This window comes from Pseudaminobacter soli (ex Li et al. 2025), from assembly GCF_003012705.1.
GTDB lineage: Bacteria > Pseudomonadota > Alphaproteobacteria > Rhizobiales > Rhizobiaceae > Pseudaminobacter > Pseudaminobacter soli.
This window is the reverse complement of record NZ_PXYL01000001.1, coordinates 586,768-612,256: the sequence shown is the minus strand read 5'-3', so window position 1 is coordinate 612,256 and position 25,489 is coordinate 586,768. Positions and strand designations below refer to the sequence as shown.

At 61.4% G+C, this 25,489-nt stretch carries 29 protein-coding genes and 1 pseudogene; 15 read left to right on the top strand and 15 right to left on the bottom strand.

Going from position 1 to position 25,489, the window contains the following annotated elements:
- Both C7I85_RS02885 and gatB read right to left on the bottom strand, forming a co-directional pair.
- The gene (locus C7I85_RS02885) at positions 1-483 is read right to left on the bottom strand and encodes a GNAT family N-acetyltransferase (RefSeq protein ID WP_106722427.1); all 483 of its coding nucleotides are present in this window, start codon (positions 481-483) and stop codon (positions 1-3) included.
- 1 nt (position 484) lies between these two features.
- Positions 485-1,987 (bottom strand): Asp-tRNA(Asn)/Glu-tRNA(Gln) amidotransferase subunit GatB, encoded by a 1,503-nt coding sequence (gene gatB, locus C7I85_RS02880; protein ID WP_106722426.1) that lies wholly within the window; start codon positions 1,985-1,987, stop codon positions 485-487.
- Positions 1,988-2,298: 311 nt separating this feature from the next.
- Between gatB and C7I85_RS02875 the strand changes: the two genes are divergently transcribed.
- Positions 2,299-2,556: a YjhX family toxin gene (locus C7I85_RS02875; RefSeq protein WP_106722425.1), complete on the top strand. Its 258-nt coding sequence runs from the start codon at positions 2,299-2,301 to the stop codon at positions 2,554-2,556.
- A gap of 56 nt (positions 2,557-2,612) precedes the next feature.
- Here C7I85_RS02875 and C7I85_RS02870 read toward each other — a convergent pair whose 3' ends face one another.
- Together C7I85_RS02870 and C7I85_RS02865 are read right to left on the bottom strand one after the other, a co-directional pair.
- A complete protein-coding gene (locus C7I85_RS02870) occupies positions 2,613-3,044 on the bottom strand; it encodes a CBS domain-containing protein (protein WP_106722424.1) in 432 nt (143 codons plus the stop codon).
- A 126-nt stretch (positions 3,045-3,170) separates the two neighbouring features.
- Positions 3,171-3,905 (bottom strand): rhomboid family intramembrane serine protease, encoded by a 735-nt coding sequence (locus C7I85_RS02865; RefSeq protein ID WP_106722423.1) that lies wholly within the window; start codon positions 3,903-3,905, stop codon positions 3,171-3,173.
- 355 nt (positions 3,906-4,260) lie between these two features.
- Here C7I85_RS02865 and C7I85_RS02860 point away from each other — a divergent pair, with 355 nt between their 5' ends.
- The 3 genes from C7I85_RS02860 to C7I85_RS02850 all read left to right on the top strand — a co-directional run bounded on the left by C7I85_RS02860 (position 4,261) and on the right by C7I85_RS02850 (position 6,546).
- Positions 4,261-4,896 (top strand): PAS domain-containing protein, encoded by a 636-nt coding sequence (locus tag C7I85_RS02860; RefSeq protein WP_106722422.1) that lies wholly within the window; start codon positions 4,261-4,263, stop codon positions 4,894-4,896.
- A gap of 159 nt (positions 4,897-5,055) precedes the next feature.
- Positions 5,056-5,670: a PilZ domain-containing protein gene (locus C7I85_RS02855; protein WP_106722421.1), complete on the top strand. Its 615-nt coding sequence runs from the start codon at positions 5,056-5,058 to the stop codon at positions 5,668-5,670.
- Positions 5,671-5,994: 324 nt separating this feature from the next.
- Positions 5,995-6,546, top strand: coding sequence for a transglutaminase-like cysteine peptidase (locus C7I85_RS02850; RefSeq protein WP_106722597.1), 552 nt, complete (start codon positions 5,995-5,997; stop codon positions 6,544-6,546).
- 114 nt (positions 6,547-6,660) lie between these two features.
- Here C7I85_RS02850 and C7I85_RS02845 read toward each other — a convergent pair whose 3' ends face one another.
- Positions 6,661-7,188: a gamma carbonic anhydrase family protein gene (locus C7I85_RS02845; RefSeq protein ID WP_106722420.1), complete on the bottom strand. Its 528-nt coding sequence runs from the start codon at positions 7,186-7,188 to the stop codon at positions 6,661-6,663.
- 123 nt (positions 7,189-7,311) lie between these two features.
- Between C7I85_RS02845 and C7I85_RS02840 the strand changes: the two are divergent.
- A pseudogene (locus tag C7I85_RS02840) lies at positions 7,312-8,035 on the top strand (hypothetical protein).
- Positions 8,036-8,056: 21 nt separating this feature from the next.
- On the opposite strand, the gene C7I85_RS02835 reads toward C7I85_RS02840, so the two are convergent.
- From C7I85_RS02835 to C7I85_RS02815, 5 genes are all read right to left on the bottom strand, one after another.
- The gene (locus C7I85_RS02835; protein ID WP_019170404.1) at positions 8,057-8,260 is read right to left on the bottom strand and encodes a DUF3126 family protein; all 204 of its coding nucleotides are present in this window, start codon (positions 8,258-8,260) and stop codon (positions 8,057-8,059) included.
- 145 nt (positions 8,261-8,405) lie between these two features.
- Positions 8,406-9,254: a serine O-acetyltransferase gene (gene cysE, locus C7I85_RS02830; RefSeq protein ID WP_106722419.1), complete on the bottom strand. Its 849-nt coding sequence runs from the start codon at positions 9,252-9,254 to the stop codon at positions 8,406-8,408.
- 173 nt (positions 9,255-9,427) lie between these two features.
- Positions 9,428-10,198, bottom strand: coding sequence for an alpha/beta fold hydrolase (locus C7I85_RS02825; RefSeq protein ID WP_106722418.1), 771 nt, complete (start codon positions 10,196-10,198; stop codon positions 9,428-9,430).
- A 29-nt stretch (positions 10,199-10,227) separates the two neighbouring features.
- Positions 10,228-10,737, bottom strand: coding sequence for a DUF192 domain-containing protein (locus tag C7I85_RS02820; protein ID WP_106722417.1), 510 nt, complete (start codon positions 10,735-10,737; stop codon positions 10,228-10,230).
- Positions 10,738-10,870: 133 nt separating this feature from the next.
- On the bottom strand, positions 10,871-11,464 hold the full coding sequence (locus tag C7I85_RS02815; RefSeq protein WP_106722416.1) for a cold-shock protein: 594 nt from the start codon (positions 11,462-11,464) through the stop codon (positions 10,871-10,873).
- Positions 11,465-11,682: 218 nt separating this feature from the next.
- Between C7I85_RS02815 and C7I85_RS02810 the strand changes: the two genes are divergently transcribed.
- Together C7I85_RS02810 and C7I85_RS02805 are read left to right on the top strand one after the other, a co-directional pair.
- Positions 11,683-12,123: a VOC family protein gene (locus C7I85_RS02810; protein WP_106722415.1), complete on the top strand. Its 441-nt coding sequence runs from the start codon at positions 11,683-11,685 to the stop codon at positions 12,121-12,123.
- Positions 12,124-12,237: 114 nt separating this feature from the next.
- Positions 12,238-13,770 (top strand): acyl-CoA carboxylase subunit beta, encoded by a 1,533-nt coding sequence (locus tag C7I85_RS02805; protein ID WP_106722414.1) that lies wholly within the window; start codon positions 12,238-12,240, stop codon positions 13,768-13,770.
- 35 nt (positions 13,771-13,805) lie between these two features.
- Here C7I85_RS02805 and C7I85_RS02800 read toward each other — a convergent pair whose 3' ends face one another.
- Positions 13,806-13,988: a hypothetical protein gene (locus tag C7I85_RS02800; protein ID WP_106722413.1), complete on the bottom strand. Its 183-nt coding sequence runs from the start codon at positions 13,986-13,988 to the stop codon at positions 13,806-13,808.
- 293 nt (positions 13,989-14,281) lie between these two features.
- Here C7I85_RS02800 and C7I85_RS02795 point away from each other — a divergent pair, with 293 nt between their 5' ends.
- The 5 genes from C7I85_RS02795 (at position 14,282) to C7I85_RS02775 (ending at position 18,795) form a co-directional block, all read left to right on the top strand.
- Positions 14,282-15,115 carry a protein-L-isoaspartate O-methyltransferase family protein gene (locus tag C7I85_RS02795; protein WP_106722412.1) on the top strand — a complete coding sequence of 278 codons (834 nt, stop codon included), beginning with the start codon at positions 14,282-14,284 and terminating at the stop codon, positions 15,113-15,115.
- 36 nt (positions 15,116-15,151) lie between these two features.
- Positions 15,152-16,246 (top strand): NAD(P)/FAD-dependent oxidoreductase, encoded by a 1,095-nt coding sequence (locus C7I85_RS02790; RefSeq protein ID WP_106722411.1) that lies wholly within the window; start codon positions 15,152-15,154, stop codon positions 16,244-16,246.
- A gap of 214 nt (positions 16,247-16,460) precedes the next feature.
- Entirely contained in the window at positions 16,461-17,234 is a 774-nt protein-coding gene (locus C7I85_RS02785) for an amino acid ABC transporter substrate-binding protein (protein WP_106722410.1), read from the top strand.
- A 116-nt stretch (positions 17,235-17,350) separates the two neighbouring features.
- Positions 17,351-18,031 (top strand): amino acid ABC transporter permease, encoded by a 681-nt coding sequence (locus tag C7I85_RS02780; protein ID WP_106722409.1) that lies wholly within the window; start codon positions 17,351-17,353, stop codon positions 18,029-18,031.
- Positions 18,028-18,795: an amino acid ABC transporter ATP-binding protein gene (locus C7I85_RS02775; protein WP_106722408.1), complete on the top strand. Its 768-nt coding sequence runs from the start codon at positions 18,028-18,030 to the stop codon at positions 18,793-18,795. The genes C7I85_RS02780 and C7I85_RS02775 overlap by 4 nt, the downstream gene beginning before the upstream one ends.
- A 6-nt stretch (positions 18,796-18,801) precedes the next feature.
- Here C7I85_RS02775 and C7I85_RS02770 read toward each other — a convergent pair whose 3' ends face one another.
- Together C7I85_RS02770 and C7I85_RS02765 are read right to left on the bottom strand one after the other, a co-directional pair.
- Complete coding sequence (locus tag C7I85_RS02770; protein WP_106722407.1) at positions 18,802-19,050, bottom strand: ParB N-terminal domain-containing protein; 249 nt, start codon at positions 19,048-19,050, stop codon at positions 18,802-18,804.
- Positions 19,051-19,484: 434 nt separating this feature from the next.
- Complete coding sequence (locus C7I85_RS02765; protein ID WP_106722406.1) at positions 19,485-19,778, bottom strand: Dabb family protein; 294 nt, start codon at positions 19,776-19,778, stop codon at positions 19,485-19,487.
- 561 nt (positions 19,779-20,339) lie between these two features.
- On the opposite strand from C7I85_RS02765, the gene C7I85_RS02760 reads away from it, so the two are divergent.
- Entirely contained in the window at positions 20,340-20,576 is a 237-nt protein-coding gene (locus tag C7I85_RS02760) for a hypothetical protein (RefSeq protein ID WP_106722405.1), read from the top strand.
- A gap of 382 nt (positions 20,577-20,958) precedes the next feature.
- Positions 20,959-21,480 (top strand): hypothetical protein, encoded by a 522-nt coding sequence (locus tag C7I85_RS02755; RefSeq protein ID WP_106722404.1) that lies wholly within the window; start codon positions 20,959-20,961, stop codon positions 21,478-21,480.
- A 104-nt stretch (positions 21,481-21,584) separates the two neighbouring features.
- Here the strand turns inward: C7I85_RS02755 and C7I85_RS02750 are convergent, their stop codons facing one another.
- On the bottom strand, positions 21,585-23,564 hold the full coding sequence (locus C7I85_RS02750) for a bifunctional 2',3'-cyclic-nucleotide 2'-phosphodiesterase/3'-nucleotidase (protein ID WP_106722403.1): 1,980 nt from the start codon (positions 23,562-23,564) through the stop codon (positions 21,585-21,587).
- A 166-nt stretch (positions 23,565-23,730) separates the two neighbouring features.
- The gene (locus tag C7I85_RS02745) at positions 23,731-24,204 is read right to left on the bottom strand and encodes an Lrp/AsnC family transcriptional regulator (RefSeq protein WP_106722402.1); all 474 of its coding nucleotides are present in this window, start codon (positions 24,202-24,204) and stop codon (positions 23,731-23,733) included.
- 152 nt (positions 24,205-24,356) lie between these two features.
- Between C7I85_RS02745 and ald the strand changes: the two genes are divergently transcribed.
- The gene (gene ald / locus C7I85_RS02740; RefSeq protein WP_106722401.1) at positions 24,357-25,472 is read left to right on the top strand and encodes an alanine dehydrogenase; all 1,116 of its coding nucleotides are present in this window, start codon (positions 24,357-24,359) and stop codon (positions 25,470-25,472) included.
- The last annotated feature ends 17 nt before the right edge of the window (positions 25,473-25,489 follow it).

Here is a 25,489-nt window from a genome sequence, read left to right as displayed (position 1 = left end):
TCACCCTATCCGCTTTTCGCAGTTGTAGACGGCATGACCTGAGGCGTTCGTTTCCGACGCCGCAGAGACCACAAACCCGTTGGCACGGTAGAAGGCCACGGCGGGCTCATTGTCCACCGCGACTTCCAGGCGCAGCGTGTCCGCCTCCGGAAAGGATTCCTCGATTTCAGCGAGGAGCGCCTTGCCGATCCCGGCGCGCTGGAACGCCGGGCGAACGTAGAGCCGCTTGAGCGTGACGGTCTTGCCGTCGTCGCTCGCAATCGCATAGGCGACGCCGCCGAGCGTCCTGCCGTCGTCAGCGACGAGGAACTCGGAACGCGGCTGAGCGAGGTTGGCCTTCAGCAACGGGGTCGAGTGCCACTCGTCGGTGATCTCGGTCACCCGTTGCCGGCCGTAGAGGTCGTCATAGGTCGCATGCCAAGTCTCGACCAGCAGCTCGCGAACGGCTGCCAGGTCGCGCTCACTGGCCGTACGGACGAACATGCTACTCGACGATCCCGAGCTTGGCCTTGACCAGGTCGTTGACCGCCTGCGGGTTGGCCTTGCCGCCCGTCGCCTTCATGACCTGGCCGACGAACCAGCCTGCCATGGTGGGCTTGGCGCGAGCCTGCTCGGCCTTGTCGGGGTTGGCGGCGATCACATCGTCCACGGCCTTCTCGATGGCGCCGGTGTCGGTAACCTGCTTCATGCCGCGGCTTTCGACCAGCTCGCGCGGGTCTCCGCCCTCGTTCCAGACGATCTCGAATAGGTCCTTCGCGATCTTGCCGGAAATCGTGCCTTCCTTGATCAGGTCGATGATGGCGCCCAGCTGATCGGGCGAAACCGGAGCATTTTCAATGTCTCCGCCGGCCTTGTTCAAGGCGCCCAGCAGGTCGTTGATGACCCAGTTGGCAGCCGCCTTGCCGTCGCGGCCAGCCGCAACCTTCTCGAAATAGTCGGCGATCGCCTTTTCCGAGACGAGGATCGACGCGTCGTAAGCCGACAGGCCGAGCGTATCGACCAAACGGTTCTTCTTGTCGTCCGGCAATTCCGGCAGATCCGCCGCCAGCGCGTCGACATAAGCCTGGTCGAATTCGAGCGGCAAAAGGTCCGGATCGGGGAAATAGCGATAGTCGTGCGCTTCTTCCTTGGAGCGCATGGAGCGCGTCTCGCCCTTGTTGGGGTCGAACAGGCGCGTCTCCTGATCGATCTTGCCGCCGTCCTCCAGAATGGCGATCTGGCGGCGTGCCTCGTATTCGATGGCCTGGCCGACGAAGCGGATCGAGTTGACGTTCTTGATCTCGCAGCGCGTGCCGAAGGGCTCGCCCGGGCGGCGCACGGAGACGTTCACGTCGGCGCGCATGGAGCCTTCGTCCATGTTGCCGTCGCAGGTGCCCAGATAGCGCACGATGGTCCTGAGCTTGGTCACATAGGCCTTCGCCTCATCGGAGGAACGCATGTCCGGCTTGGACACGATCTCCATCAGCGCGACGCCGGAGCGGTTGAGGTCGACATAGGACATGGTCGGATGCTGGTCGTGGATCGACTTGCCGGCGTCCTGCTCCAGATGCAGGCGCTCGATGCCGACCTCGATGTCCTCGAACTCGCCTTTCTTGTCGGGGCCGACGGAGATGATGATCTTGCCCTCGCCCACGATGGGCTGCTTGTACTGGGAGATCTGGTAGCCCTGCGGCAGGTCCGGATAGAAATAGTTCTTCCGGTCGAAGACCGACTTGAGGTTGATCTGCGCCTTAAGGCCGAGGCCGGTGCGGATCGCCTGCTTGACGCACTCCTCGTTGATGACCGGCAGCATGCCAGGCATGGCGGCGTCAACCAGGCTGACATTGGCGTTGGGGGCCGCGCCGAAGGAGGTCGAAGCGCCCGAGAACAGCTTGGCGTTCGACGTCACCTGCGCATGAACCTCCAAGCCGATGATCACTTCCCAATCGCCGGTGGCGCCGGGGATCAGGCGTTTCGGGTCTGGCGTGCGGGTGTCGATGATGGTCATGTCCGGCCTGTCGTCGTTATCGATGATCCAGGATACGTTTCATATCCTGTCGCGTACAAATCGTTATCCGCTTCGCTAGTGCAAACCGGGCTGCGAGACAAGCACAAAGCCCGTACTGGCACTGCGCCGATGATCACGCTATAGGATCCGCGTCCTATGGAGCCTTGATGTCTACATCCTCTGAGTCCCGGTGAGGCCCTGACCTTCTCACGAAGGCAGGGCGAGAAGACCTAAGCAGCCTCGCGCCGCACCTGTTGCAGGCGCGACTTTCTGTATTGGCCGCAAGGCCAGGTTTTCCGGGATTTTCCGAGATGAACATTTCGCGCAACGAACAGCGCATCCTCCATCTGCTCGCGCAAGGCGGGCGCATCGAACTCGAAAAAGACGAAAACAAGCGGATCGAACAAATATGGTGCCTAACCCGTGAGGGCTGGGCCTACACCGACTTCGATCTCGAAATGTTTCGCAAGCTGAAGCGGAAGAAGGCCATCGCTTCTTCCAATGGCGGCCCCTACCGCATAACCCGGCACGGCCTGCGGTTGGTCCGCGCCGAGCAGAACAACAGATAATTTCTGACACTGGTTTCGCCGGCCCGGCTTTTCGGGTCGGCGGACATATTCCGGCGTCAGGCCGTGGCGATATATGCCTTGATCTCCTCGGCTTCGCGTTCGACATCCTCGATCCGCCGCTTGACCACGTCGCCGATCGAAATGATGCCGTCCAGCCGACCGTCCTTCTCCACCGGCAGGTGACGGAAACGGCCACGCGTCATGATTTCCATGATCTCGTTGACCGTGTGGCTTTCGTTGCAGATGTTCACTTTCGGCGTCATCACCGCGCGCACCGACTGCTCCAGCGCAGCGGCACCGTCCTTGGCAAGGACGCGAACCACGTCGCGTTCGGAAAGGATGCCGACGATTTTGCGGTCGCCATTGGTGATTACCAGCGCGCCGATCCTGTGTTCGACCAGGAGCTTGATCGCGTCCGCCAGTTTCTCGTTGGGTCCGAACGTGACCACGTCGTGTCCCTTGGCGTCGAGAATCGACTTCACCGTCATGGGCGCCTCCTTTGGCATATGCCGGAGCGAGCCAACGGGCTTACGCTCCGTAAGGTCCGCATGGTGCTCTTTGGCGCCCTCTATTTCAAGTCCGACGAATTCCCCGCCGCGCTCCCGGTGGCCAAGTCAGACAGTCAGCCGGTCGCTTCGGCGGTCGAAGAGCTGAATGCCGAAGAAACCGATCAGGAAGCCGCCGACATGCGCCTCCCAGGCGATGCGGTCGGAAACGCCAGGCGCAAAGCCGACGATGCCGGTAACGAAGTTGATGACCAGCCAGACGATCAGGAAGGTCATCACCGTGCGTGAGCGCAGGACCACGGAAATGGCCAGCGGCGCGCCGGAGAAGGCCGCACGACCCGAGGAGCGGTCGATGATGAAGCCGAAGCGGGCCGCAGCCCCCATCATGCCGGCGATGGCGCCCGAAGCGCCGACCAGCGGTGCCTGGTCCATCGAATGCATGCTGTAGTGCAGCCCGGCCGCCGCCGCAGCCGAGACAACCCAGAACAAGGAGAAACGGACCGCGCCCAGACGATTGGCCAATGGCGAGCCAAAGGCCGCCAACCAGATCATGTTCACGAAGAGGTGGGTAAAACTGCCGTGCAGGAAGGAATAGGTGACCGGGCTGGTGAAGGCGTAGACATCGAGATCGTACTGCCCCGAATAGCGGATCGGAATGAAGGCCGTGCGCACCAGCAACGCCAGATCCTGATCCTGCGTCAGCAGATAGACGCGGATCAGATGAATGCCAACGCACAGCGCAATGGCGAGCACCACGATGGCTGGCAGGTTGAACACCGGTTCGCGCCCTTGCCGCCCTGCCGTTCTTTCGTCGCCGCGTTCTTCCGGATTCGTGTCGTTCATGCTCGCTACCGAAATGAGTCTCTCACCAGCCTTAGAGCAACGAACCACGAATCACAAAGAAAAGCCGTCCAAGGTTTCCCTTGGACGGCTGGTCGAGCCCCCCAGCTCTCCCTAGATCTCTTGACTGAAGCGCTGTCGATCGCCGAGCAATCGGTGCTGAACTGGTTTCACCGTGTCATATGCCCCTACGCCCTGCAACATAAACCATTTGTTAACCTTAACACCCCCGAACGGTTAACCATGTGATAACGGGACTGGCACGGCACCTGCTTCGCCACGCATGTAGGCCATCGAACAACGCCTTTCTGTTCGCCGATGGAACACAAGACGGACAGATCGCGCGGAGCGGAGCAGTATGAAACAAGACGGATCGATCGACCTGTTCCAATATTGGAATCGATTGCGCGACGGGCGTCCGGCCCCGAAGCGGACTGAAATCGAGCCCGCCGATATCAAGAGCCTGCTGGCCGACACCTTCATCCTCGAGCGCGACACCCGGGGCGAAGCAGTGTTCCGCCTGGCCGGAACGCGGCTTTGCGCGACCCACGGCCGCGAACTCAAGGGATTTTCCTTCCCCTCGCTCTGGCGCGAGAAGGACCAGCGGCTCATCGCTCGCTTTGCCTACAGCGTGTTCCACTCCAAATCCGTGATCGTCATCGCCTTCGAAGGCCACTCGGCCGCCGGCCGCTCCAATCCGTTCGAACTTTTGTTGCTGCCTCTCGATGGCGGCCTTGAGAATCCGCGCGCGCTGGGCATCGTCAGCCCTTGCGAAAAACCGTACTGGCTGGGTTCCGACCCCATTGTCGAAGCATCGATCGAATCGGTGCGCGTGATCGATCCCGATCGCGAGCCGCTTTTCCTGCGCAACCGACCATCGATAAGCGTCCCGCCGCTCGTGCCGAGCGACAGTGCCTTCTCCGAATCGGCCAGGGCCATGGGTGCACGCCGCATTCGCCATCTCGTGGTGCTCAAGGGCGGGCGCGACACTTGATCAGCACCCTTGCGCCAAACAAAATTGCCGCTGGTTCAACGGCTTACTTGGCGTGGGCCTGATAGCGATTTACTCCTTTGTTAACCTATGTGACCGTATTCTGCAGCAACGGACGACCGCGTGCTGGCACGGTCGATTTATACTTGGCAGAGGCAGTCGATGAGATCAGCGGCGATGAGCAACGCGCCGTCTTCGGCAGAGAAGCGCAATTTCCAGCGCGTGCGCGTGAATATCTATGGCCGTTTCATGCTCGAGGATAGAACCGAGCATCCCTGCCAGGTCATCGAGATGTCTCCCGGCAACGCGGCACTTCGTTGCGACACGACCGGCCAGCCGGGTGAGAAGGTGATCGCCTATCTCGATCATGTCGGTCGCGTCGAAGGCGTTATCGCCCGCATCTTGCCCGACGGCTTTGCCATGACCATCGTCGCCTCCGACCGCAAGCGCGACAAGCTGGCGGCGCAGCTGACCTGGCTTGCCAACAAGCACGAGCTCGCGCTGCCGGAAGACCGCCGCCACGAGCGCGTCGCGCCGCGGAATCCGATGAGCACCCTGCACCTGGCCGATGGCCGCCAGTATCGGTGCCGCATCATCGACCTGTCGCTGTCGGGCGCCGCGGTCGAGATCGATGTGAAGCCCGCAATTGGCGTGCAGGTCACGCTTGGCACGATGCGCGGTCAGGTCGTTCGTCATTTCGACGAAGGCATCGCCATCGAGTTTGCCGTGGTCCAGCGGCCTGAAACGCTCGACACGGAATTCAACCGCAACGACTGACGCCGACGGCGTTCCCCGCATTTTCGATCAGCAACAAGGGCCGGTTCTGCCGGCCCCTTTCTTTTGGGCGCCTGGCAGCCAAACCCTAAGTGCCTTGCGGCCATGCTCGACAGCATCCGAATTCGATAAAATTTTATTCAAATTCTATATTTATTTTACTCAAAGTAAGATCGATTTCGATCTGACTTTTACTCAATAAGTACTGCTGAGTTTTGCGTCGAATAAATCGGCATCTGTCAATGTGGCATCAAACGGGGATGTGCCACAGTGACAAAACAAAAAGCATTCGCACTGGCTTTCGCAGCGCTGGTCGGCCTGGCCGGAATGGCCGCGCAGGCAATGGCGGGCCAGCCTTTCATGAAAGTCGGCGGCCGCACGACGCAGCCGGTCGGCCATTATGAATTCTGCCTTCGCCTGCCGGAAGAGTGCCGCCAACTGACGGCCAAGCAGCCGCCCGTCGAACTGACGCGCCAGCTTTGGGCTGCAATCGTCGACGTCAACAACGCGGTCAACATTGAGGTCACCCCTCGCACCGACCTGGAGAATTACGGCCAGGAAGAATATTGGGCCTATCCGGACAACGGCGCTGGCGACTGCGAGGACTATGCTCTGGAAAAGCGTCGCCGCCTCATGGCTCTTGGCGTTCCGGCTGGCAACCTGCTGATGACGGTCGTTCGTCAGCCCAATGGCGAAGGCCACGCGGTTTTGACGGTTCGCACGAGCCGCGGCGAGTTCATCCTCGACAATCTCGAAGCGCGCGTCACGCCCTGGGCCGAAACTAAATACACCTACCTCAAGCGCCAGTCCGATCAGAATTCCGGCATCTGGCTCCAGATCAACAACGGCCGCGCCGATGCGGTGGCAAGCGTTCGTTAACGGAGAACAGGAAAAAGCCCGGTCGAGTCCCCCTTCCCCGTTTTAAGCGACCGGGTTTTCAGGAGCCGGCCCAGTCCCCGGGCCGGCTCCACTCATTTTAGAGCGGAGCTTTGATCAGGCCTTGGCGAATCCGCCTATGAAGCGCTTGGCATTGGCCACGTAGTGCTCGGCCGACCGACGCAGACCCTCAATGGCGGCGGCGTCGAGCACCCTGACAGCCTTGGCAGGCGCGCCGACGATCAGCGAATTGTCGGGAAACTCCTTGCCTTCGGTTACCAGCGCGCCGGCGCCTACGAGGCAGTTGTTGCCGATTCTGGCGCCGTTCAACACGATGGCGCCCATGCCGATCAGGCTATTGTCGCCGATGGTGCATCCATGAAGCATGGCCCGGTGGCCGATGGTGCACCCCTCCCCAATGGTGAGTGGAAAGCCCGGGTCATTGTGCATGACGGCGTGCTCCTGGATGTTGGTGTCGGCACCGATCGTGATTGGATCGTTGTCGCCGCGGATCACCGCGCCGAACCAGATACCGACATTCCTGCCGATCTTCACGTTGCCGATCACCGTCGCGTCCGGCGCGATCCAGTTGCTGCCCTCATCCTCGAATTCGGGCTTCGTTCCGTCGATCGAATATATGGGCATCGTTCCTCCAGCCTCGATGAGCACCAGCGCAGCCTATGCGGCAGACGCATATTTACCGCCCGTTTACCATGAAATTGCAAAGTTCCCAGACTGCCGCGACGCGACAGCCAGCAGGAGATTCCAATGAAACAGACCGCAACGGCGGAAGGAACGATCAGCAAGATCGACAGTTCGCTGATGCGTAAGGTCTTCTACGTCTTTGCCGCGCTCGCGCTGCTGTCAGTGGCAATCAATGTCGGCGGCAAATGGCTGGGCCGCACGATTGCACTGGCCGGTCACACAGAAGACCGCGCCGTCCACGGGATCGTCATCGGCAACAATGTGCTGGCGGTACCGTCCAATGCCATTCGGTTCGAGAAATCCCGACGCGACGGCACATCCTCGCGGCTGGACATCTATCTCAGGTGGCCGGACATGGAGGGCTATTCCGAATCCGCGCGCGACGACTTCAACAACGCCGACGGCTCCCGCCACATCCTATTCCTCTCGTTCGAAGACCGGATGATGTCGCGCGACATGAGCGGCCGCTTCGCGCTGATCTACAGCTCGCTCATCAAACAGCCCGGAACGCCGGGGCCAGCCGGCCTGACGCTCTACGAATTCAACGAGAAATCGGGGGAACGAGGTTCTTGCAGTTGCTGCGCGTCCGGGAAAGGACCCGTTCGTCGCCCGCTGCCTGACGGGCGCAAGTGCCGAGGAATCGCTCGCCCCTTGCGAGCGCGACATCCATCTGGGCGACGATCTCAGCCTAAGCTATCGCTTTCCGCGGGAGCTTTTGGCCGACTGGCAGCAACTGGAAGCAAGCGTGAACGCCAAGGCGGCACAATACCTGAAAACCGGCCGCTGACGCGGCCAGCAGGCGGCTTGATCAGCCCAGGTCGATGTCGAGGATCGCCATCGAGAAATTGTAGTCGCCGTCGTCCTCATCCTTGAACACGATGCCAAGGAATTCGTCGCCGATATAGACCTCAGCCGAATCGTTCTTGCGCGGGCGTGCCTTCACCTGCAGCTGCGGATTCTGGAAGGTCCGCTTGAAATATGCGTCGAGTTTTCTGATTTCTTCCGGCTTCAACACTCTTCTCCCGATGGCGGGTTGGATCGATGGAAAGCGCTTCTGACACGCCGAGCTTGGCGATGTAAAGGCAACGCGGGAACAAACTCACCGAACAACGCGGCAGCGTGCACCGGCCATCACGAGGACCGCAAAGGGCCGGGCCTCAAATGTCGAACGTGACCACGTGGTCCATGGCCTGCGACGGCAGGAACTGGTCCATCTGCCGCGCAGGCTGGTCGCAGCCGGTTTCGCCGACAACTCGGGCGGGGACGCCAGCGACCGTCTTGTTGTGCGGCACAGGCGAAAGCACCACCGAACCGGCGGCGACCTTCGCGCAATGCCCGACTTCGATATTGCCGAGGATCTTCGCGCCGGCGCCGATCAGCACGCCGTGGCGAATCTTGGGGTGGCGGTCGCCACCGGCCTTGCCGGTGCCGCCAAGCGTCACGCCGTGCAGGATCGAGACATCGTCCTCGATCACCGCCGTCTCGCCGACGACCAGGCCCGTGGCATGGTCGATGAAGATGCCCTTGCCCATCTTCGACGCCGGATGGATGTCGGTCTGGAACACGGAGGACGAGCGGCTCTGCAGATAGAGCGCGAAATCGCGGCGGCCGCGGGTCCACAGCCAATGCGCAAGGCGATGCGTCTGAATGGCATGGAAGCCCTTGAAATAGAGCACCGGCATCAGGAAGCGGTCGCATGCCGGGTCGCGGTCGTAATAGGCCTGGATGTCGACGCGCACCGTCGTTGCCCAGTCGGGGTTGTCGGCGAGCATCGCTTCAAAAGTCTGGCGGATGAGATCGGCGCCTAGATCCTGATGCGCCAGGCGCTCGGCGAGCCGGTGCATCACCGCATCCTCGAGGCTATTCTGGTTCAGGATGGTCGAATACAGGAATGCAGCAAGCAGCGGGTCGCGCGACACAGCCTCCATGGCTTCATCGCGCACAGAGCTCCAGATCGGATCGATCGGCTGAAGCGTTCCGGTACGCGGGGCGCTGCTTGTCGTCATCGGTATCTCCGTTGCCTACCGTGGCACTACGTCACCGGACGTATAGGCCACACGCTAGCATGTTTGAACTCAATTTTCCTAATCTTAGTGTCAAATGGACATGCATCGCAGCGATTCAAGCAGCGACGGAAAACAATCCCTCAACGACCGGCTATGGCGCGATAAACCGCTATCTAGAGCGGGTTTTCGGCGTAAAACTCCAGTACGCGCTTCTTGAAAGTGCGATCGCCGACCGCGAGCATATGGTCCCTGCCCTCGATGTCGAAGGCTTCGGCATTCGGCATCAGCGACGCGAGTTGCTCGGCCGAGCCCGCGATATCGTCCTTGGTGCCGACGGCAACAAGCGTCGGCTGCATGATACGAGCGACCTCGGCCTCGGTGAGTTCGGCACGCGAAGTGGAGATGCAGGCGGCGAGCGCCTCGCGGTCGCTCCGCGTCTGGTCGGCGAAGGCGCGGAACATTTTTCCGCGCGTATGGGAGATGTCTGCGGCGTTCGGCGCAAGCAGCGCTTCGGCGATCGGATCCCAGTCACCGACGCCATCGATCATTCCGTAACCAAGGCCGCCCAGGACCAGCGTCGCCACCTTCTCGGGCGTCGCCAGCGCCATGAAGGCGGATACCCGCGCGCCCATCGAATAGCCCATCACATGGGCGCGTTCGATGCCGAGATGGTCGAGAAGCGCTGCCGCATCGCTTGCCATCTTTTCCGGCGTGTAGTCGGCCGGCTCATAGCTCTTGGACGAAAGGCCGTGGCCGCGATTGTCGAGTGCGATGGCGCGGTAGCCGGCCTCGGTCAGCGTCTTCACCCAGCCCGGCGACACCCAGTTGACCAGATGGTTCGAGGCAAAGCCGTGGATCAGGAGGACAGGGTCGCCCTGCCCTTGCTGCGGCTTCTGATCGATGAAAGCCAGATGGAAGCCGTCATGGTCGAAAAACTGCGTCACGACTGGAAGTCTCCGCGGAGAAAGCCAGCCTAGTTCCCCGAGCTGGCAGCGCTGATAATCGGGTGGCGCAGGATATCGCCATTCTTGATGCCGGCCTTTTCGGCCATACCGGCCTTCAATTCAAGCACGAAGCGCACGGCATCGGCAGGCGCAATCAACGCTTCGGAAAAGGGTTCGCCGCGACGGACCGCCTTCACCGTACCGTCCGGGCCGATGAAGACGAGGTCGAGCGCCATCGGCGTGTTCTTCATCCAGAAGCCGACCGGCTGGGTCCTGTCGAACACGAAGAGCATGCCATGGTCGTCGGCCATCTTCTCGCGGAACATCAGGCCGGCCGCGCGCTCCTTGTCATTGTCGGCGATCTCGATGGAAAAGGAGTGCTCTCCCTTGGCGGTCACGGCCACCAGCGGCGCGGGGTCGTTTGCAAGAAGCATCGGCAGCCCGTCGGCGATGGACGATTCAGGTTGCGCCAAATAGAGGAACGCGCCGAGCACAGCGGCGAAGATCGCGCCGGCGGCGCACCAGATCCTGCGGGTCATTGATATTCCCTATCTCGACCTCGGGCCTGCGGTCCGAGATCCACCAATTCGAACGCTACAACTGAAAATCGTCCAGCCGAACGCACAGGGAGCCGGTGATGTTCCCTGCCCAGTGTGGACAGCGAGCTTCGACTCAATGCGCGATCGGGAGCGTTCCGATATCGGGATGAATTTCGGCTGCCATAAGGCCCTTATCGCCACGCCCGTAGCGCAGCAGAACCACCTGGCCGGGGCGAAGCTCGGTCAGGCCGTAGCGACGCAGGGTTTCCATGTGGATGAAGATGTCTTCCGTTCCCTCGCCGCGCGTCAAGAAGCCAAAACCCTTGGTGCGGTTGAACCATTTCACCAGCGCCCGCTCCAGCCCGCTTTCGGCCGTGACGGCGACATGGGTGCGCTGTTCCTGCGACTCGGCAGGATGAACGGCGGTGGAGTTGTCCATGGACAGGACACGGAAGGCCTGCAGGCCGCGGTCGCCTTGCTTGGCAAGGCAAACGACGCGGGCGCCTTCAAGGGCGGTCTGGAAGCCGTCGCGACGCAGGCAAGTCACGTGAAGGAGGACGTCGGCCGAGCCATCGTCCGGCAAGATGAAGCCGTAGCCCTTGGCCACGTCGAACCACTTAATGGCTCCGGAAACCTCGGCCAGATCGACGCCTTCGCCGGTCTCATCACGGTTCAAGGCTTCGTTTCCAACTAAGTCTCGTTCCGCGAAAGAGGCCCTCTCCCCCATTCGACCGCACCTTTTCTCGATTACGCCGCCACTGATTCTTAAACGCAGATTAACACTTCGGGCTCGCGTGTAGGCAAGAGCCGCCTTGGCTTTTTTCACCGTTTAGGCGGATCAATACTGTGGATCATCTTACTCCGTAAGGCTTTGGGCGCTTTGTCGGTTGCCGAGGCGCAAGGAGCCGCCCTATGTTCCGGCCATCCAACCCAGGGACTGAGAAAATGCGCTATCTGCACACTATGGTTCGCGTTGCCGACGTGGACGTTTCGATGGATTTCTATTGCAACAAGCTCGGCATGAAAGAGGTGCGCCGCTATGAAAGCGAGGCCGGCCGCTTCACGCTGATCTACCTCGCCGCCCGCGCCGACGAGAAGGCCGGCGTTTCCGAACACGCGCCGTTGCTCGAGCTCACCTACAATTGGGATCCGGAGGCCTACACCGGCGGCCGCAACTTCGGCCACCTCGCCTATGAGGTCGACGATATCTATGCCACCTGCCAGCAGCTGATGGACAAGGGCGTCACCATCAACCGCCCGCCTCGCGATGGCCACATGGCCTTCATCAAGTCACCCGACGGTATCTCGATCGAGCTGCTGCAGAAGGGACCGGCCAAGGAAAAGGTCGAGCCCTGGGCCTCGATGCAGAACATCGGCAACTGGTAAATATCGTGGCCCGCGCCCGGGCGGATGCTCGGGCGCGGGCCACAGACTTATTGCGCTCCTCGGCCAGCGTGCTAACACCGCTGACACAGGATTTGTCCGAAGGAGCGTTTCACAATGAAGGACGTGCTGAAGGAACTCGAACGCCGCCGCGAAATCGCGCGTGCCGGCGGAGGCAAGGCCCGCGTCGAGGCTCAGCATGCCAAGGGCAAGCTCACCGCCCGCGAGCGCATCGAGATTTTTCTCGACGAGGGCTCCTTCGAAGAGTTCGACATGTATGTCGAACACCGCTCGACCGACTTCGGCATGGAAAAGACCAAGATCGCCGGCGATGGCGTGGTCACCGGCTGGGGCACGGTGAATGGCCGCCCCGTCTATCTCTTCGCCAAGGACTTTACCGTGTTCGGCGGCTCCTTATCGGAAGCGCATGCCGAAAAGGTGCAGAAGGTGCAGGACATGGCCCTTCGCAACCGCGCGCCGATCATCGGCCTCTATGACGCGGGCGGCGCGCGCATCCAGGAAGGCGTGGCCGCACTTGGCGGCTACGCAGAGATTTTTCAGCGCAACGTGCTCGCATCGGGCGTGATCCCGCAGATTTCCGTCATCATGGGGCCCTGCGCCGGTGGCGACGTCTACTCGCCTGCCATGACCGACTTCATCTTCATGGTTCGCGACACGTCCTACATGTTCGTGACCGGCCCGGATGTGGTGAAGACCGTCACCAACGAGACCGTCACGGCCGAGCAGCTTGGCGGCGCTTCGGTCCACACCACGAAATCCTCGATCGCCGACGGCGCCTACGACAATGACGTCGAAACGCTTTTGCAGATGCGCCGGCTGGTCGACTTCCTGCCGGCCTCGAACACGGCCGAGATTCCGGAAATCGAGTGCTTCCAGTCGGTCACCGAGCACGACATGTCGCTCGACCGGCTGATCCCGGACAATGCGAACAAGCCCTATGACATCAAGGAACTGATCCTGAAGACGGTCGACGAGGGCGACTTCTTCGAAATCCAGCCATCCTTCGCCAAGAACATCGTTACCGGCTTCGGGCGTATGGAAGGCCGTACGGTGGGCTTCGTCGCCAACCAGCCGATGGTGCTGGCCGGCGTGCTGGACTCGGACGCCAGCCGCAAGGCAGCCCGCTTCGTGCGCTTCTGCGACTGCTTCAACATCCCGATCGTCACCTTCGTCGACGTTCCCGGCTTCCTGCCGGGCACGAGCCAGGAATATGGCGGCCTCATCAAGCATGGCGCCAAGCTGCTCTTTGCCTATGCCGAAGCGACCGTGCCGAAGGTCACCGTCATCACCCGCAAGGCTTTCGGCGGCGCCTATGACGTCATGGCCTCAAAGCACCTGCGCGGCGACATGAACTATGCCTGGCCGACGGCGCAGATCGCCGTGATGGGCGCCAAGGGTGCGGTCGAGATCATCTACCGCAAGGACATCGGCGATCCGGAAAAGATCGCAGCGCACACGAAGACCTACGAGGACCGCTTCCTGTCGCCCTTCGTCGCCGCCGAACGCGGCTATATCGACGAGGTGATCATGCCTCACTCCACCCGCCGCCGCGTGGCGCGGGCGTTGCGCATGCTACGCAACAAGGACCTCCAGAACCCCTGGAAGAAGCATGACAACATTCCGCTCTGAGCGGAGTGGTTCTCGCCTTCGTCCAAAACGCTGCCTCAGCTTATCCGGCGCAGGATGTCGTTGTACTCGTCTAGATCGACGAAGAAGAGCCTGGTGATTTCCGTGATCAGGTCTTCGCGCTCGTAACCCCGCGAGCGCAGGATGGTCACTGCGGTGAATATATCCACGCGCTCGGTAAGACGCGGTTTTAGACAGTCGTCTTCGACTATGTTCTGCATCGGCTTTCCCCTCGCCAATAGCCCGGACGCTAAGAACCCCGACAAGAACACAGCAGAATGACAGCAGACGTGCGTACGAGCCCTGCCCGGCTCGAAGACACTTCAACTCTCCAGAACGACGCTTGATGAACAACCCGACTCACTGAGGGCGAAATCAGCTTAACATGCGTTTACATTGACGCCACGTTCAGTAACGTGGTCGTCTTTCATCGACTTTCAGACTATCGTTTTCCGATTGACGACTGCGCCACTCGTCGCTTCCATGAGACCTACGGTCGGAGGTCGGCATTTGGATGAGCCGGGATCTTGAAAAGGCCAAGTCTTTCTATGCCAAGCTGATGGCGACGGCGAGCCGGTCGAACGATCCGCGGCTGGAACAGGCGTTCAGAACCGTTTCGCGCGAAGCTTTCCTGCCGCCGGGACCATGGAAGATCATGGTCCACAACGCCTATGTCGAGACGCCGGACGCCGATCCCGTCTATCTCTACCAGAACGCTCTTGTGGCACTCGATGCCGAAAAGGGCATCAACAATGGCGAGCCATATCTGCATGCCTCCTGGATGGGGGCAGTCGCGCCGCAGCCTGGCGAGATCGTCTGCCACATCGGCGCGGGCACGGGTTATTACACCGCGATCCTGTCTTTGCTGGTGCAGCCAGGCGGCCGGATAGACGCCTTCGAGATCGAAGCCGAGCTTGCCCGGCAGGCGGCGCACAATCTGAAGCCATATGAAAACGTCAGCGTGACCTCGGGCGACGCGACCAAGCTGCCCCTCCCCGAAAGTGACCTGATCTATGTGAACGCCGGGGTCACCTCCCCGCCCGTCGCATGGCTGCGAGCGCTTCGGCGCAATGGCCGGATAATCTTCCCATGGCGCCCGTCCGATGCCATCGGGCTTACGCTATTGGTGCGGCGCTTCTCCAATGGCTTCTCCGCGCGGCCATTGATGGGCGCATGGTTCATCCCGTGCAGTGGCGCATCGAGCACGGACAGCTGCCGCAAGACACCAGATCGCCGGGAGGCTCATATGGTCGCCTCACTTTGGCTGACGAGCGAGCGAGAGCCGGACGAAACGGCGGTGGCGATCTATGGCGACCTGTGGTTCTCATCCGCCCCGCTGCCCGTCTGAATTTGAAGCGGCACAGTTCTTTTGAGGGGAAATCAGATGCCAAAAAATTCCCATGTAGTGATCGTTGGCGCAGGCATCATTGGTGCCTCGCTGGCCTGGCATCTGGTCCGCGCCGGCGCGCGCGTCACGATTATCGAAGCCGGTGCCGCCGGTGGCGTCGCCACCTCAATTTCCTTCGGGTGGCTGAATGCCAGCTGGGGCAATCCCGAACCCTATTTTCGCCTGCGCATTCGATCGATGGCAGAGTGGCGCAGGCTGGAACGCGAGGTGCCAGGCCTGCCCGTCTCCTGGAGCGGCGGACTGATCTGGGACCTGCCGCCGGACAAGCTTGCAGACTTTGCGCGGGAGCACGTCTCCTGGGGCTACGGCATCCGCAGCGTGGATCGCAAGGAAGCAGCGCGGCTCGAGCCTCAACTCGCCAATGCTCCGGAATTCGCGCTGCATGTGGCGGAGGAAGGCGCTGCCGAGCCGCTGACAGCCTCCCGCGCCCTGATGGCGGCGGCAGTGGCAGGCGGCGCGAAGCTTCTGGAGGGTCGTCGTGTGACATCCATCAGAATGGGCGGACACGGCGTCGCGAGCGTGGAGACCGACGCAGGCCCGATCGCGGCCGACATGGTCGCGATCGCGGCAGGCGTCGAAACGCCTTCGTTGCTCGCGACCGCTGGCTTGGAGCTTCCGCTGTCCACGCCGCCCGGCATGCTGGTCACGTCTCGCCCACACCGCCGCCTGCTTGGCGGCCTCGTCATGGCGCCGGAATTGCACATGCGCCAGACCACCGATGGGCGGCTCGTCGCCGGCGGCGATTTCGAGGGCAATGTTCCCCGCGAGAACATTGCCGAAGCGGCGGCCACGCTGTTTTCGGCCATGCAGCGGATGCTGCGTGCCGGCGAAGAACTGTCCTTTGACCGTCACCTGCTCGGCCACCGGCCGGTTCCCGGCGACGGGTTTCCGGCAGTCGGCGCCGCCCCTGGTATCGATGGCCTCTACGTCGCAGTCATGCATTCCGGCATGACGCTTGCGCCCGCCATTGCGCGTTTCCTCGCTGACGAGATGTCGGGCGGTCGCCGCGACCCGCTGCTCAGCCCCTATGGCCTGGAACGCTTTGCTCAGGCGAAAGTATCGGCGCCTTGATCGACGAGACCGGCGTGACTTTGCGCCACTCCGTGAGTTCTCACGTCTTGTTAGAATAAAATCGGCACAAGTACTCGAAATTAGGAATGGTCTTCTCCCAGGATAAAATAGACAAAAACCATTCGCGTTCCTTTTGTGCGATCATTCTGACAGTTTGAGGCCGTATCGCAACCGCTCGGCCGGATGAGCCGACCAATCCCAGGATGGCACCAACATGAAATGGTTGAACACGTTGCTCGTCGCCGGCGCCCTGCAGCTTCTGGCGCTTGCTCCCGGCCATGCCGGCTCGAATCTTGATGAAATCAAATCTTCGGGCGCCTTCCGCATCGGCACCGAAGGAACCTATGCGCCGTTCACCTATCATGATGCCTCGGGCAAGCTGGTCGGCTTCGATGTCGAGATCGGCGAAGCGGTCGCCAAGCGCCTCGGCGTCAAGGCGCAGTTCCTGGAAGGGCGCTGGGACGGCCTGATCGCGGGCCTGGATGCCAACCGCTATGACGCCGTCATCAACGAGGTTGGCATCACCGAGGAGCGCAAGAAGAAATACGATTTCTCCGAGCCCTACATCGCCTCGAAGGCGGCGCTGATCGTGCGCGGCGACAATGAGAACATCAAGGGCTTCGCCGACCTCAAGGACAAGAAGTCGGCGCAGTCGCTCACCAGCAATTTCGCCAAGCTGGCGGAAGCCTCCGGCGCGCAGCTGGTCGGCACGGACGGTTTTGACCAGTCGATCCAGCTTGTGCTCAATGGCCGGGCGGACGCCACCATCAATGACAGCCTGTCCTTCCTCGACTTCAAGAAGCACAAGCCCGATGCCAATGTGAAGATCGCCGCCACCGAGGACAAGGCCGACTATTCGGGCATCATCATCCGCAAGGGCGAACCCGAACTGCTCGCAGCTATCAACAGCGCGCTGAACGAAATCAAGGCTGACGGCACCTATCAGAAGATTGCCGACAAATATTTCGGGCAGGACGTCTCGAAATAAGTCGCCTGCCGCACAAAAAGGGCTGATCGATCGCCCTGATCGGTCAGCCCTTTAATTTTGCACATGATCTTTACGACAAAACCTGCAAACTTTCCGGATAACCGGAGGACACTTCCTTGCCGCACTGGCTTCAGTTGATGCTGGATTCATTCGGCCCGCTCCTGTGGGCGGCCGTGGCGTTTACGGCGCCCCTCACGCTGCTTTCGTTTGCATTCGGCCTGACCGTCGGCCTGATCACCGCACTGGTCAGACTGTTCGGCCCCGCGCCGCTTGCAGCCATCGCGCGCTTCTATGTCTGGATCATTCGCGGCACCCCGCTTCTGGTGCAGCTGTTCCTGATCTTCTACGGTCTGCCGAATGTCGGCATCGTGCTCGACGCCTTTCCTGCCGCTCTCATCGGCTTCACGCTGAATGTCGGCGCCTACAGTTCGGAGATCGTCCGCGCGGCGATAGGCTCTGTGCCCAAGGGCCAGTGGGAGGCGGCTTATTCCATCGGCATGAGCTGGTCGCAGGCCATGCGCCGCACGATCCTGCCCCAGGCTGCCCGCGTGGCGGTGCCGCCCTTGTCGAACACCTTTATCTCGCTGGTGAAGGACACTTCGCTTGCCGCCGCCATCACTGTGCCTGAGCTTTTTCAGGCAGCGCAGCGTATCGTCGCCACCACTTACGAACCGCTTATCCTCTATATCCAGGCGGCGTTGATCTATCTGGCGCTGAGTTCCATCCTGTCGGCCCTGCAGGTCAGGCTTGAGCGCCGTCTCGGGCGCTATGGCGGCTTTATCGAGGCGCGCGCATGATCGGCCTGGAAAACATCGAAAAGCGCTTCGGCGACGCGGTCGTGCTGAGGGGCGTCACGGTCTCGATTGAGGAAGGCAGCGTCACGGCCCTCGTGGGCCCGTCAGGCGGCGGCAAGAGCACCCTGCTGCGCTGCATCAACCTGCTCGAAATTCCCACCTCGGGAACCTTGCGGCTGGGCGATCAACAGCTGGTCTTTCATCCCGGCCAGCGCGTCCCGCGCGATGCCATCCAGCGCATCCGTCGCCAGACCGGCATGGTGTTCCAGAACTTCCAGCTCTTCCCGCACCGAACCGCGATCGAAAACGTCATGGAAGGGCTCGTCACCGTGCTCAAATGGCCGGCCGACAAAGCGCGCGCACGCGCGATGGCGCTTCTGGAAAAGGTCGGCATGGCTCACAAGGCCGATGCATGGCCGGCAACGCTTTCCGGCGGGCAGCAGCAGCGCGTGGCAATCGCGCGCGCGCTCGCGCCCTCGCCCAAAGTTCTGTTGTGCGACGAGCCGACCTCGGCGCTCGATCCGGAACTGGCACAGGAGGTCGTCGACGTTCTGGCGGAGTTGGCCAAGGAAGGCACGACCATGGTGATGGCGACGCACGATCTGCGGCTCGCTTCGACCATCGCCAAGGAAGTGGTGTTTCTCGATGGCGGCATGGTGGTGGAAAAGGGCCCGGCGCGGCAGGTCTTCACCCATCCCGAGCATCAACGCACCAAGCGCTTCATCGCGACGCTGACGCAGGAGGCGGCCAAGGGCGGCCACGGCTGAAAGGGATCAATGCCTCCGGGCGTGGACCAGATATCCGTCGATGGTGGTCTCGCCTAGCCATTTCAGGGCCTCGAGCCGGTGCAGGCCTTCGATCAGCACGTAGCGCTTGCCGTCGTGACGCACCTGAATTGGCGTCTGCTGTCCATTTTCGACGATGCTCTCGGCGATCAGCCGCACCGTCTCCGGATGCAGCGTCTTGCGGCGCGCGGCAGGCACGTAGATTTCGTTGATCGGAATTTTCCGCGGAATGAGCATCGCCTGGCCTGCAAGGGGCACCGTGCCCCGATTGCATGATTAGCGCATTGCGGGAGGTTGTCCATTGCCCAGCGGCTGGGCCCAAAACTTCGTCGGGGAAGGTGCTAGACCGGCAGACTAGAAGTCACACTCAGGCCGAACCCCTTCCCCTCCGAAGGCAGCATAACTGCCTCATGCAAAGCCCCCTGTCTTGGATTCAAGAACCCCTGCCTTGCACTCATAACAATGCAATCGCCGTGCCAAGTCGAGGTTGACGCCCCAATCGCCGAAAATGCGCGGGTTTCCGTAGGAATCTTGGCCACCCGCACCGTATCGGGTCACTGGCGCGCCAACTTGCCTGGATCGTTTTGGGACAGATGCCACAGACTGGCACAGGTGCCAGGTGCGAAAAGTGCGCCATGCCAATTGGTTGGCATGCCAACTCAAGAGAGGCGTCAGCCCGCCTCGGCCACCACATCGGCCGAAAAGCGCAGTTCGCGCATCGGCCGGACCTTGCGCGTGGTCTCGGCATAGATCGGGTGGGCCTTGTAGGCCGCAAGCGCAGCAGCGTCGGCAAATTCGGCATAGACGACCAGGTCGATCGCGTCGCAAAGCGGATCGACCTTGGTGTTGACCGTCACCTCGAAGTGGCTCGAATGCGGAATGGCGGCCAGCGCGAGCAGACCCGAGCGAACAGCCTGCACGTCCTGCCCTTCCTTAGCGCTGAAGAATACGATGTGCCGGATCAATGCCGCCTCCTTTATCTGCGAGGCGTCTTTTGGGTCGCCGCAACGGACGCGTCAATGCAAATCGACCAGCTGTGCGGCCAAGTCTGCTGCGTCATGAGGCATCAGACCGAATTGTCCCGCCCAACGCGACTCGACGTGCACGACCACCAAGGCCCTGAAAACCGGTCTGTGGCAGGGCCAGGTAGAAAATCAGCGCCTTCAAGGGCAGCCTCGAAAGAATTTTTTGCCCGCTCTTGGCCATGTGGCGGCACCACTCTTGCGCGCCGCGAGCGGGCCAAGCCCATACGCCACAAGGCTTCTGTAACCCACATACACATTCCCGTGATCGACCTCCCGGGGCGCCTCGCACCGGATTGAACCTCAGCCGGCTTAATTTTCGCGACGGCTTCGCCCATATGAGCACCAATGGTTGTGAGAGCCGAGAGGGCCCTCCCAAGTATTCCTTCGGGCACGCTTCAATACGAACACGCCCATACTTCGAAGGTGCTGTGCAGTTACAAGACTGCACTCCACCTAACCTCTCGGCACGCCCGCAACCAGGCATAACATTGGAGACTAACAATGAAAAAGACCATTATCGCTCTGACTGCTGTTGTCATGACTGCTGGCGCAGCTTTCGCCCAGAGCAACCTTCCGGCGCAGCCGAATACGATGCGCGACTTCGCTCCGGCCTCCGTCGTCGTCAAGCCGTCGCTCAACAGCGACTATTCTTCCAGCAATCCCGTGACCTCGCCGGTCGGCGCGACCAACCAGCAGGAACGCGCAAAGATCATCGAGCAGCGCGCCAACAACCGCTAATCGCAGCGGCTTGTCCAGCCGGCATTCCGCTGGCTGAAGAACCCGTCATTGATACGGAAAATCCCGTGAATTCATGACACTAGAGCGCCCCTGCGCGCATCGCTAAGATGCCCGGCGCTTGCGGAGACGGCTATTCCTCCCAAGCCGTCTCCTCCCTTCCCTGGCCCATCCACCCAATGCAATCCTTTAGCCACACGAACACGTGACGCCCTGTGATCCAAGCGTCGCGACGGATTGATTTGTAGGTGGACGGCACAAAGCCTATCTTTGTTAAGTAACGAAGATAGGAAAAATCTCCCAGACTTATCTTCGTAATTCTGTGTCGGCTCGACGCCTGGTTAAAGGCCACCCTTTCGAGCGACTAAGAAAACGGAGAATATCCATGAAAAAGCTCATCATCCCCTTCGCCGCATTGCTTGTGGCGTCGAGCGCCTCTCTGGCTATGGCTCAGGACTATAACTCGCGTATGGGCGATGCTGCACCGCCCGTAAATGTGGTACGCCCGCCTGCAAACTACGGAATCTCCGGAACCCGCGGCCTCGGCGCCTATGGGCCGCATCGGCACTATGGCGTGCGCGGCGTTCACCATGGCGCCTATGTGCCGTATCATCGGTCCTATGGCATTGGCAGGGTCGTACACCATCGCGTCTATGGGCCTCGGCACTATGGCTTTGGCGCCTACGGGCCTCGCTACTACGGCATCGGCGCCTATGGATCTCGGTACTACGGCTTTGGCGCCTATGGGGCGCCCAGGTACTATGGCATCGGCGCCGGCTATGGCATGGGCGGCGGCGGCGCTGTCGGCTTCGGCGGCTTCGCTACCACCACGCGCAATATGCGCGGTGGCGACGCGGCACCGTCCTCGGTCATCGTGAACCCTCAGAGCGTGGAGATCAGCCGCTGACGGCCTGATTGTCACCTCCCAAACAGCAAGGGCGGCAGACCATTCTGCCGCCCTTCTCTTTTGCTCTTTTCGACCCCCCAGTGCTGTGGAAGGCTTGCTGCCGCTCAAAGAATGATACGGTATTTCGCGAACCCGTCCGCACCGTCGCCGGCCGCTTCGATCTTCACGCCCTGGACCTGATCGAGGAACTGCTTCGCCTTCGGGCCGGTTTCGAAGATCACCGTCGTGCCCGGTAGCGGCGCGAACGACCAGTTGCCGTCGGCCGACGGGTTGATGGTCTTCTGCTCGACGATATAGCGGACGATCACGTCGCGGTTCGTATCCGGGGCTTCGAAGATGATCTTGGATTCGTTGATGTCAGGGAAATTGCCGCCGCCGCCGGCGCGGTAATTGTTGGTGGCGACCACGAATTTCGCTTCCGGATCAATGGGTTTCCCCTCGAACATGAGATCCTTGATACGGTTCGACGAGGCGTTGGCAACCCCGCCCTTGGCATCGTATTTCGGCGCTTCCGACAGGTCGATTTTGTAGGTCACGCCGTCGATGACGTCATAATTGTAGGACGGGAAGTCCTTGTTGATGAGCACCTGGTCGGCCTTGCCCGGCTCGATCTTGTTGAAGATGCCGGCCGACATTTCCAACCATTCCTTGACCTGCGCGCCGGTGACCTCAACCGCCCGCACTGTGTTCGGGTAGAGATAGAGGTCGGCGACGTTCTTGATGGCGATGTCGCCGGCCGGCACGTCGGTGTAGTAGTCGGCGCCGCCGCGGCCGCCGGCCTTGAAGGGCGCAGCTGCCGACAGCACCGGCAGGTCCTTCCACTTCGAGTCCTTGAGCAGATCCTTGATGTACCAGGTCTGCGCCTGGCTCACGATCTGCACCGACGGATCGTCGGCGACCAGCGCGAAGTAGGAATAGAGCGGCGCCGAGGTCTTGCCGACCGGGCGGCGCACATAGGCGAGCGTCGCTTCATGATCTTCCTTGAGCGCATCGACGAGGCGGCTGTCGTCCTCGACGAGCGCCTTGTTCTTGTTGTCGACGCGCTCATAGATCGGCCGCGCCTCGGAAGTGGCCGACGCCACGCGCCACTTGTTGCCGTCGCGCTCCAAGAGCAGGTCGATCAGGCCCATATGCGAGCCCCAGAAGCCGCCCATCACGGCGGGCTTGCCCTGCAGCGTGCCCTTTTCGGTGTCCACGCCCTCGAGCCCCTGGAAATCCTTCTTGCCCGGGAAGACCAGATGCTGGTGGCCGGTGAAGACCGCATCGATGCCCTCGACGCCGGCCAGGAAGAACGACGCGTTCTCCATGAGGTCGCTTTGCTTGGTGTCGATGCCGGAATGCGAAAGCGCGATCACGATGTCGGCGCCCTCTTCCTTCATCTGCGGCACCCAGGCCTTGGCCGCCTCGACGATGTCGCGCGTCATCACATTGCCGGTCAGGTTCTTGGCATCCCAGATCATGACCTGCGGCGGCACGAAGCCGATGACGCCGATGCGGATCGGATGCTCCTCACCTGCGCCGTCCTTGAGCTTCCTGTCGAGGATCACATAGGGCTTGAGATAGAGCTTGTCGTCGCGCGGGTTCGACGCGAGCTGCGTACCGCGAACGAGGTTGGCGCAGACGAAGGGGAAGTTCGCGGAGGCCAGCACCTTGTCGAGGAAGGATAGGCCGTAATTGAACTCATGGTTGCCGAGCGTCGAGCACTCGTAGCCGAGCAGGTTCATGCCCTTCATGATCGGGTGAACGTCACCTTCTTTCAGGCCCTTCTCATAGGCGATGTAGTCGCCCATGGGGCTGCCCTGCAGCAGGTCGCCGTTGTCGATCAGCATGCTGTTGGTGGCTTCCCTGCGCACGGCGTCGATGATCGAGGCGGTACGGGAAAGGCCCATCGTGTCGTTGGGCTTGTCGGCGTAGTAGTCGTACGGCAGCACGTTCACATGGATGTCGGTGGTCTCCATGATGCGAAGATGAGCCTGGTTGGCCTGCGCGCGCGCCGAAAAGGGATGCAGCATCACCAGGGCGCCGACGGCGGCAGAGCCTGCCAGAAAGGACCGGCGGGTGATCGAATGAAGCACCTGCGACATGAGTTTTCTCTCCTGCGGAATAAGGTTCAAAAAAATCGACGTCGAAACCGGGAGAGTTTCGCGCCGAATTTTTCGCAAGTCCAGCAGGTGCGGATGACAGGGGAATGACGCGGCGCCCACCCAATGCGATTACGTTGGGAAAGTTATTTGGGCCGGTGCTTTGCGGTCAGGCCAGTTCGGGCTTCATGCCCAAGGCTGTCCGGTCGATGATCTCGCGGAGCGCAAAGGAGGAATTGATCTTGGTCACATGCGGCATCGCCGATAGCCATTCCTTGTGGATGCGCTCGTAATCGGCGAGGTCCTTGGCGGCGATGCGCAAAATATAGTCGTATTCCCCCGACATCAGGTGGCAGGACAACACGTTAGGGCAGCGCTTGATCGCCGCCTCGAAGTCGGACAGCGTCTTCTCGAACTGCCCCGACAGCGAAATATGCACGATCGCCGTCATCTGGTGGCCCAGCGCGGTATTCGACAGCCGCGCATGGTAGCCGCGGATGACGCCGCTCTTTTCGAGATTGTCCAGGCGACGCGAGCAGGCCGATTGGGACAGGCCGACCTTTTCGGCCAGCGCCGCATTGGGAATGCGCCCATCCTTCTGCAAAGCGTCGAGAATGGCGATATCAATCCTGTCCAGAGACATTTTTCGTCTTTCCTGCGAAGAAATGTACTTTTCGTGCAAAAAATACCTATTTTAAGGGCAACCAGCAACCCATTTCGCAAGGATGCACGACCGATTCTGTGATTTCATTGACCTTACCCTAGCGTCAAGGGAAAAAACAGCGGAGGACCCAAATGCGCGTCGGATGCCCCAAGGAAATCAAGAACAATGAATACCGCGTCGGCCTGACCCCAGGCGCAGTACGCGAATATGCCGCCCACGGCCACGAAGTTCTGGTCGAGACGGGTGCCGGCGCCGGCATCGGCGCCGACGACAACGCCTACCGTGTTGCCGGCGCAACCATCGCCAAGACGGCCGAGGAGGTCTTCGCCCGGTCCGACATGATCGTCAAGGTGAAGGAGCCGCAACCCAACGAATGGGTGCAACTGCGCGAAGGCCAGATCCTCTACACCTATCTGCACCTGGCGCCGGATCCGGAACAGACCAAGGGCCTGCTGGCCTCCGGCGTCACCGCCGTCGCCTATGAGACGGTCACCGACGATCGCGGCGGCCTGCCGCTGCTGGCGCCGATGTCGGAAGTCGCAGGCCGCCTGGCCATCCAGGCGGGCGCAACTGCGCTGCAGAAGGCCAATGGCGGACGTGGCGTGCTGCTTGGTGGCGTACCCGGCGTGCCGGCCGGCAAGGTCGCCATCATCGGCGGCGGCGTCGTCGGCCTCAATGCAGCCAAGATGGCGGTCGGCATCGGCGCGGAGGTCACCATCCTCGACCGCTCCATTCCGCGCCTGCGTCAGCTCGACGACATATTCAACGGCCGCGTCCGTACCCGCTACTCGACCGTCGAGGCACTTGAGGAAGAATGCTTCTCGGCCGATGCGGTAATTGGCGCCGTGCTCATTCCCGGTGCGGCCGCGCCCAAGCTCGTCTCGCGCGAAATGCTCTCGGGCATGAAGAAGGGCTCGGTGCTGGTCGACGTCGCGATCGACCAGGGCGGCTGCTTCGAAACCTCGCATCCGACCACCCACGCAAACCCGACCTATGAGGTCGACGGCATCATCCACTACTGCGTGGCCAATATGCCGGGCGCGGTGCCGGTCACCTCGGCGCATGCGTTGAACAACGCGACGCTGCACTATGGCCTGCTGCTGGCCGACCGGGGCCTGAAGGCGCTGGTGGACGAGCCGCATCTGCGCAACGGCCTCAATGTGCACAAGGGCCGGATCACCAACCGCGCGGTGGCCGAGGCGCTCGGCTACGAGATGGCGGAACCGAAGGCGGTTCTTGCCGCCTGAGCGTTTGAACCGCCGAT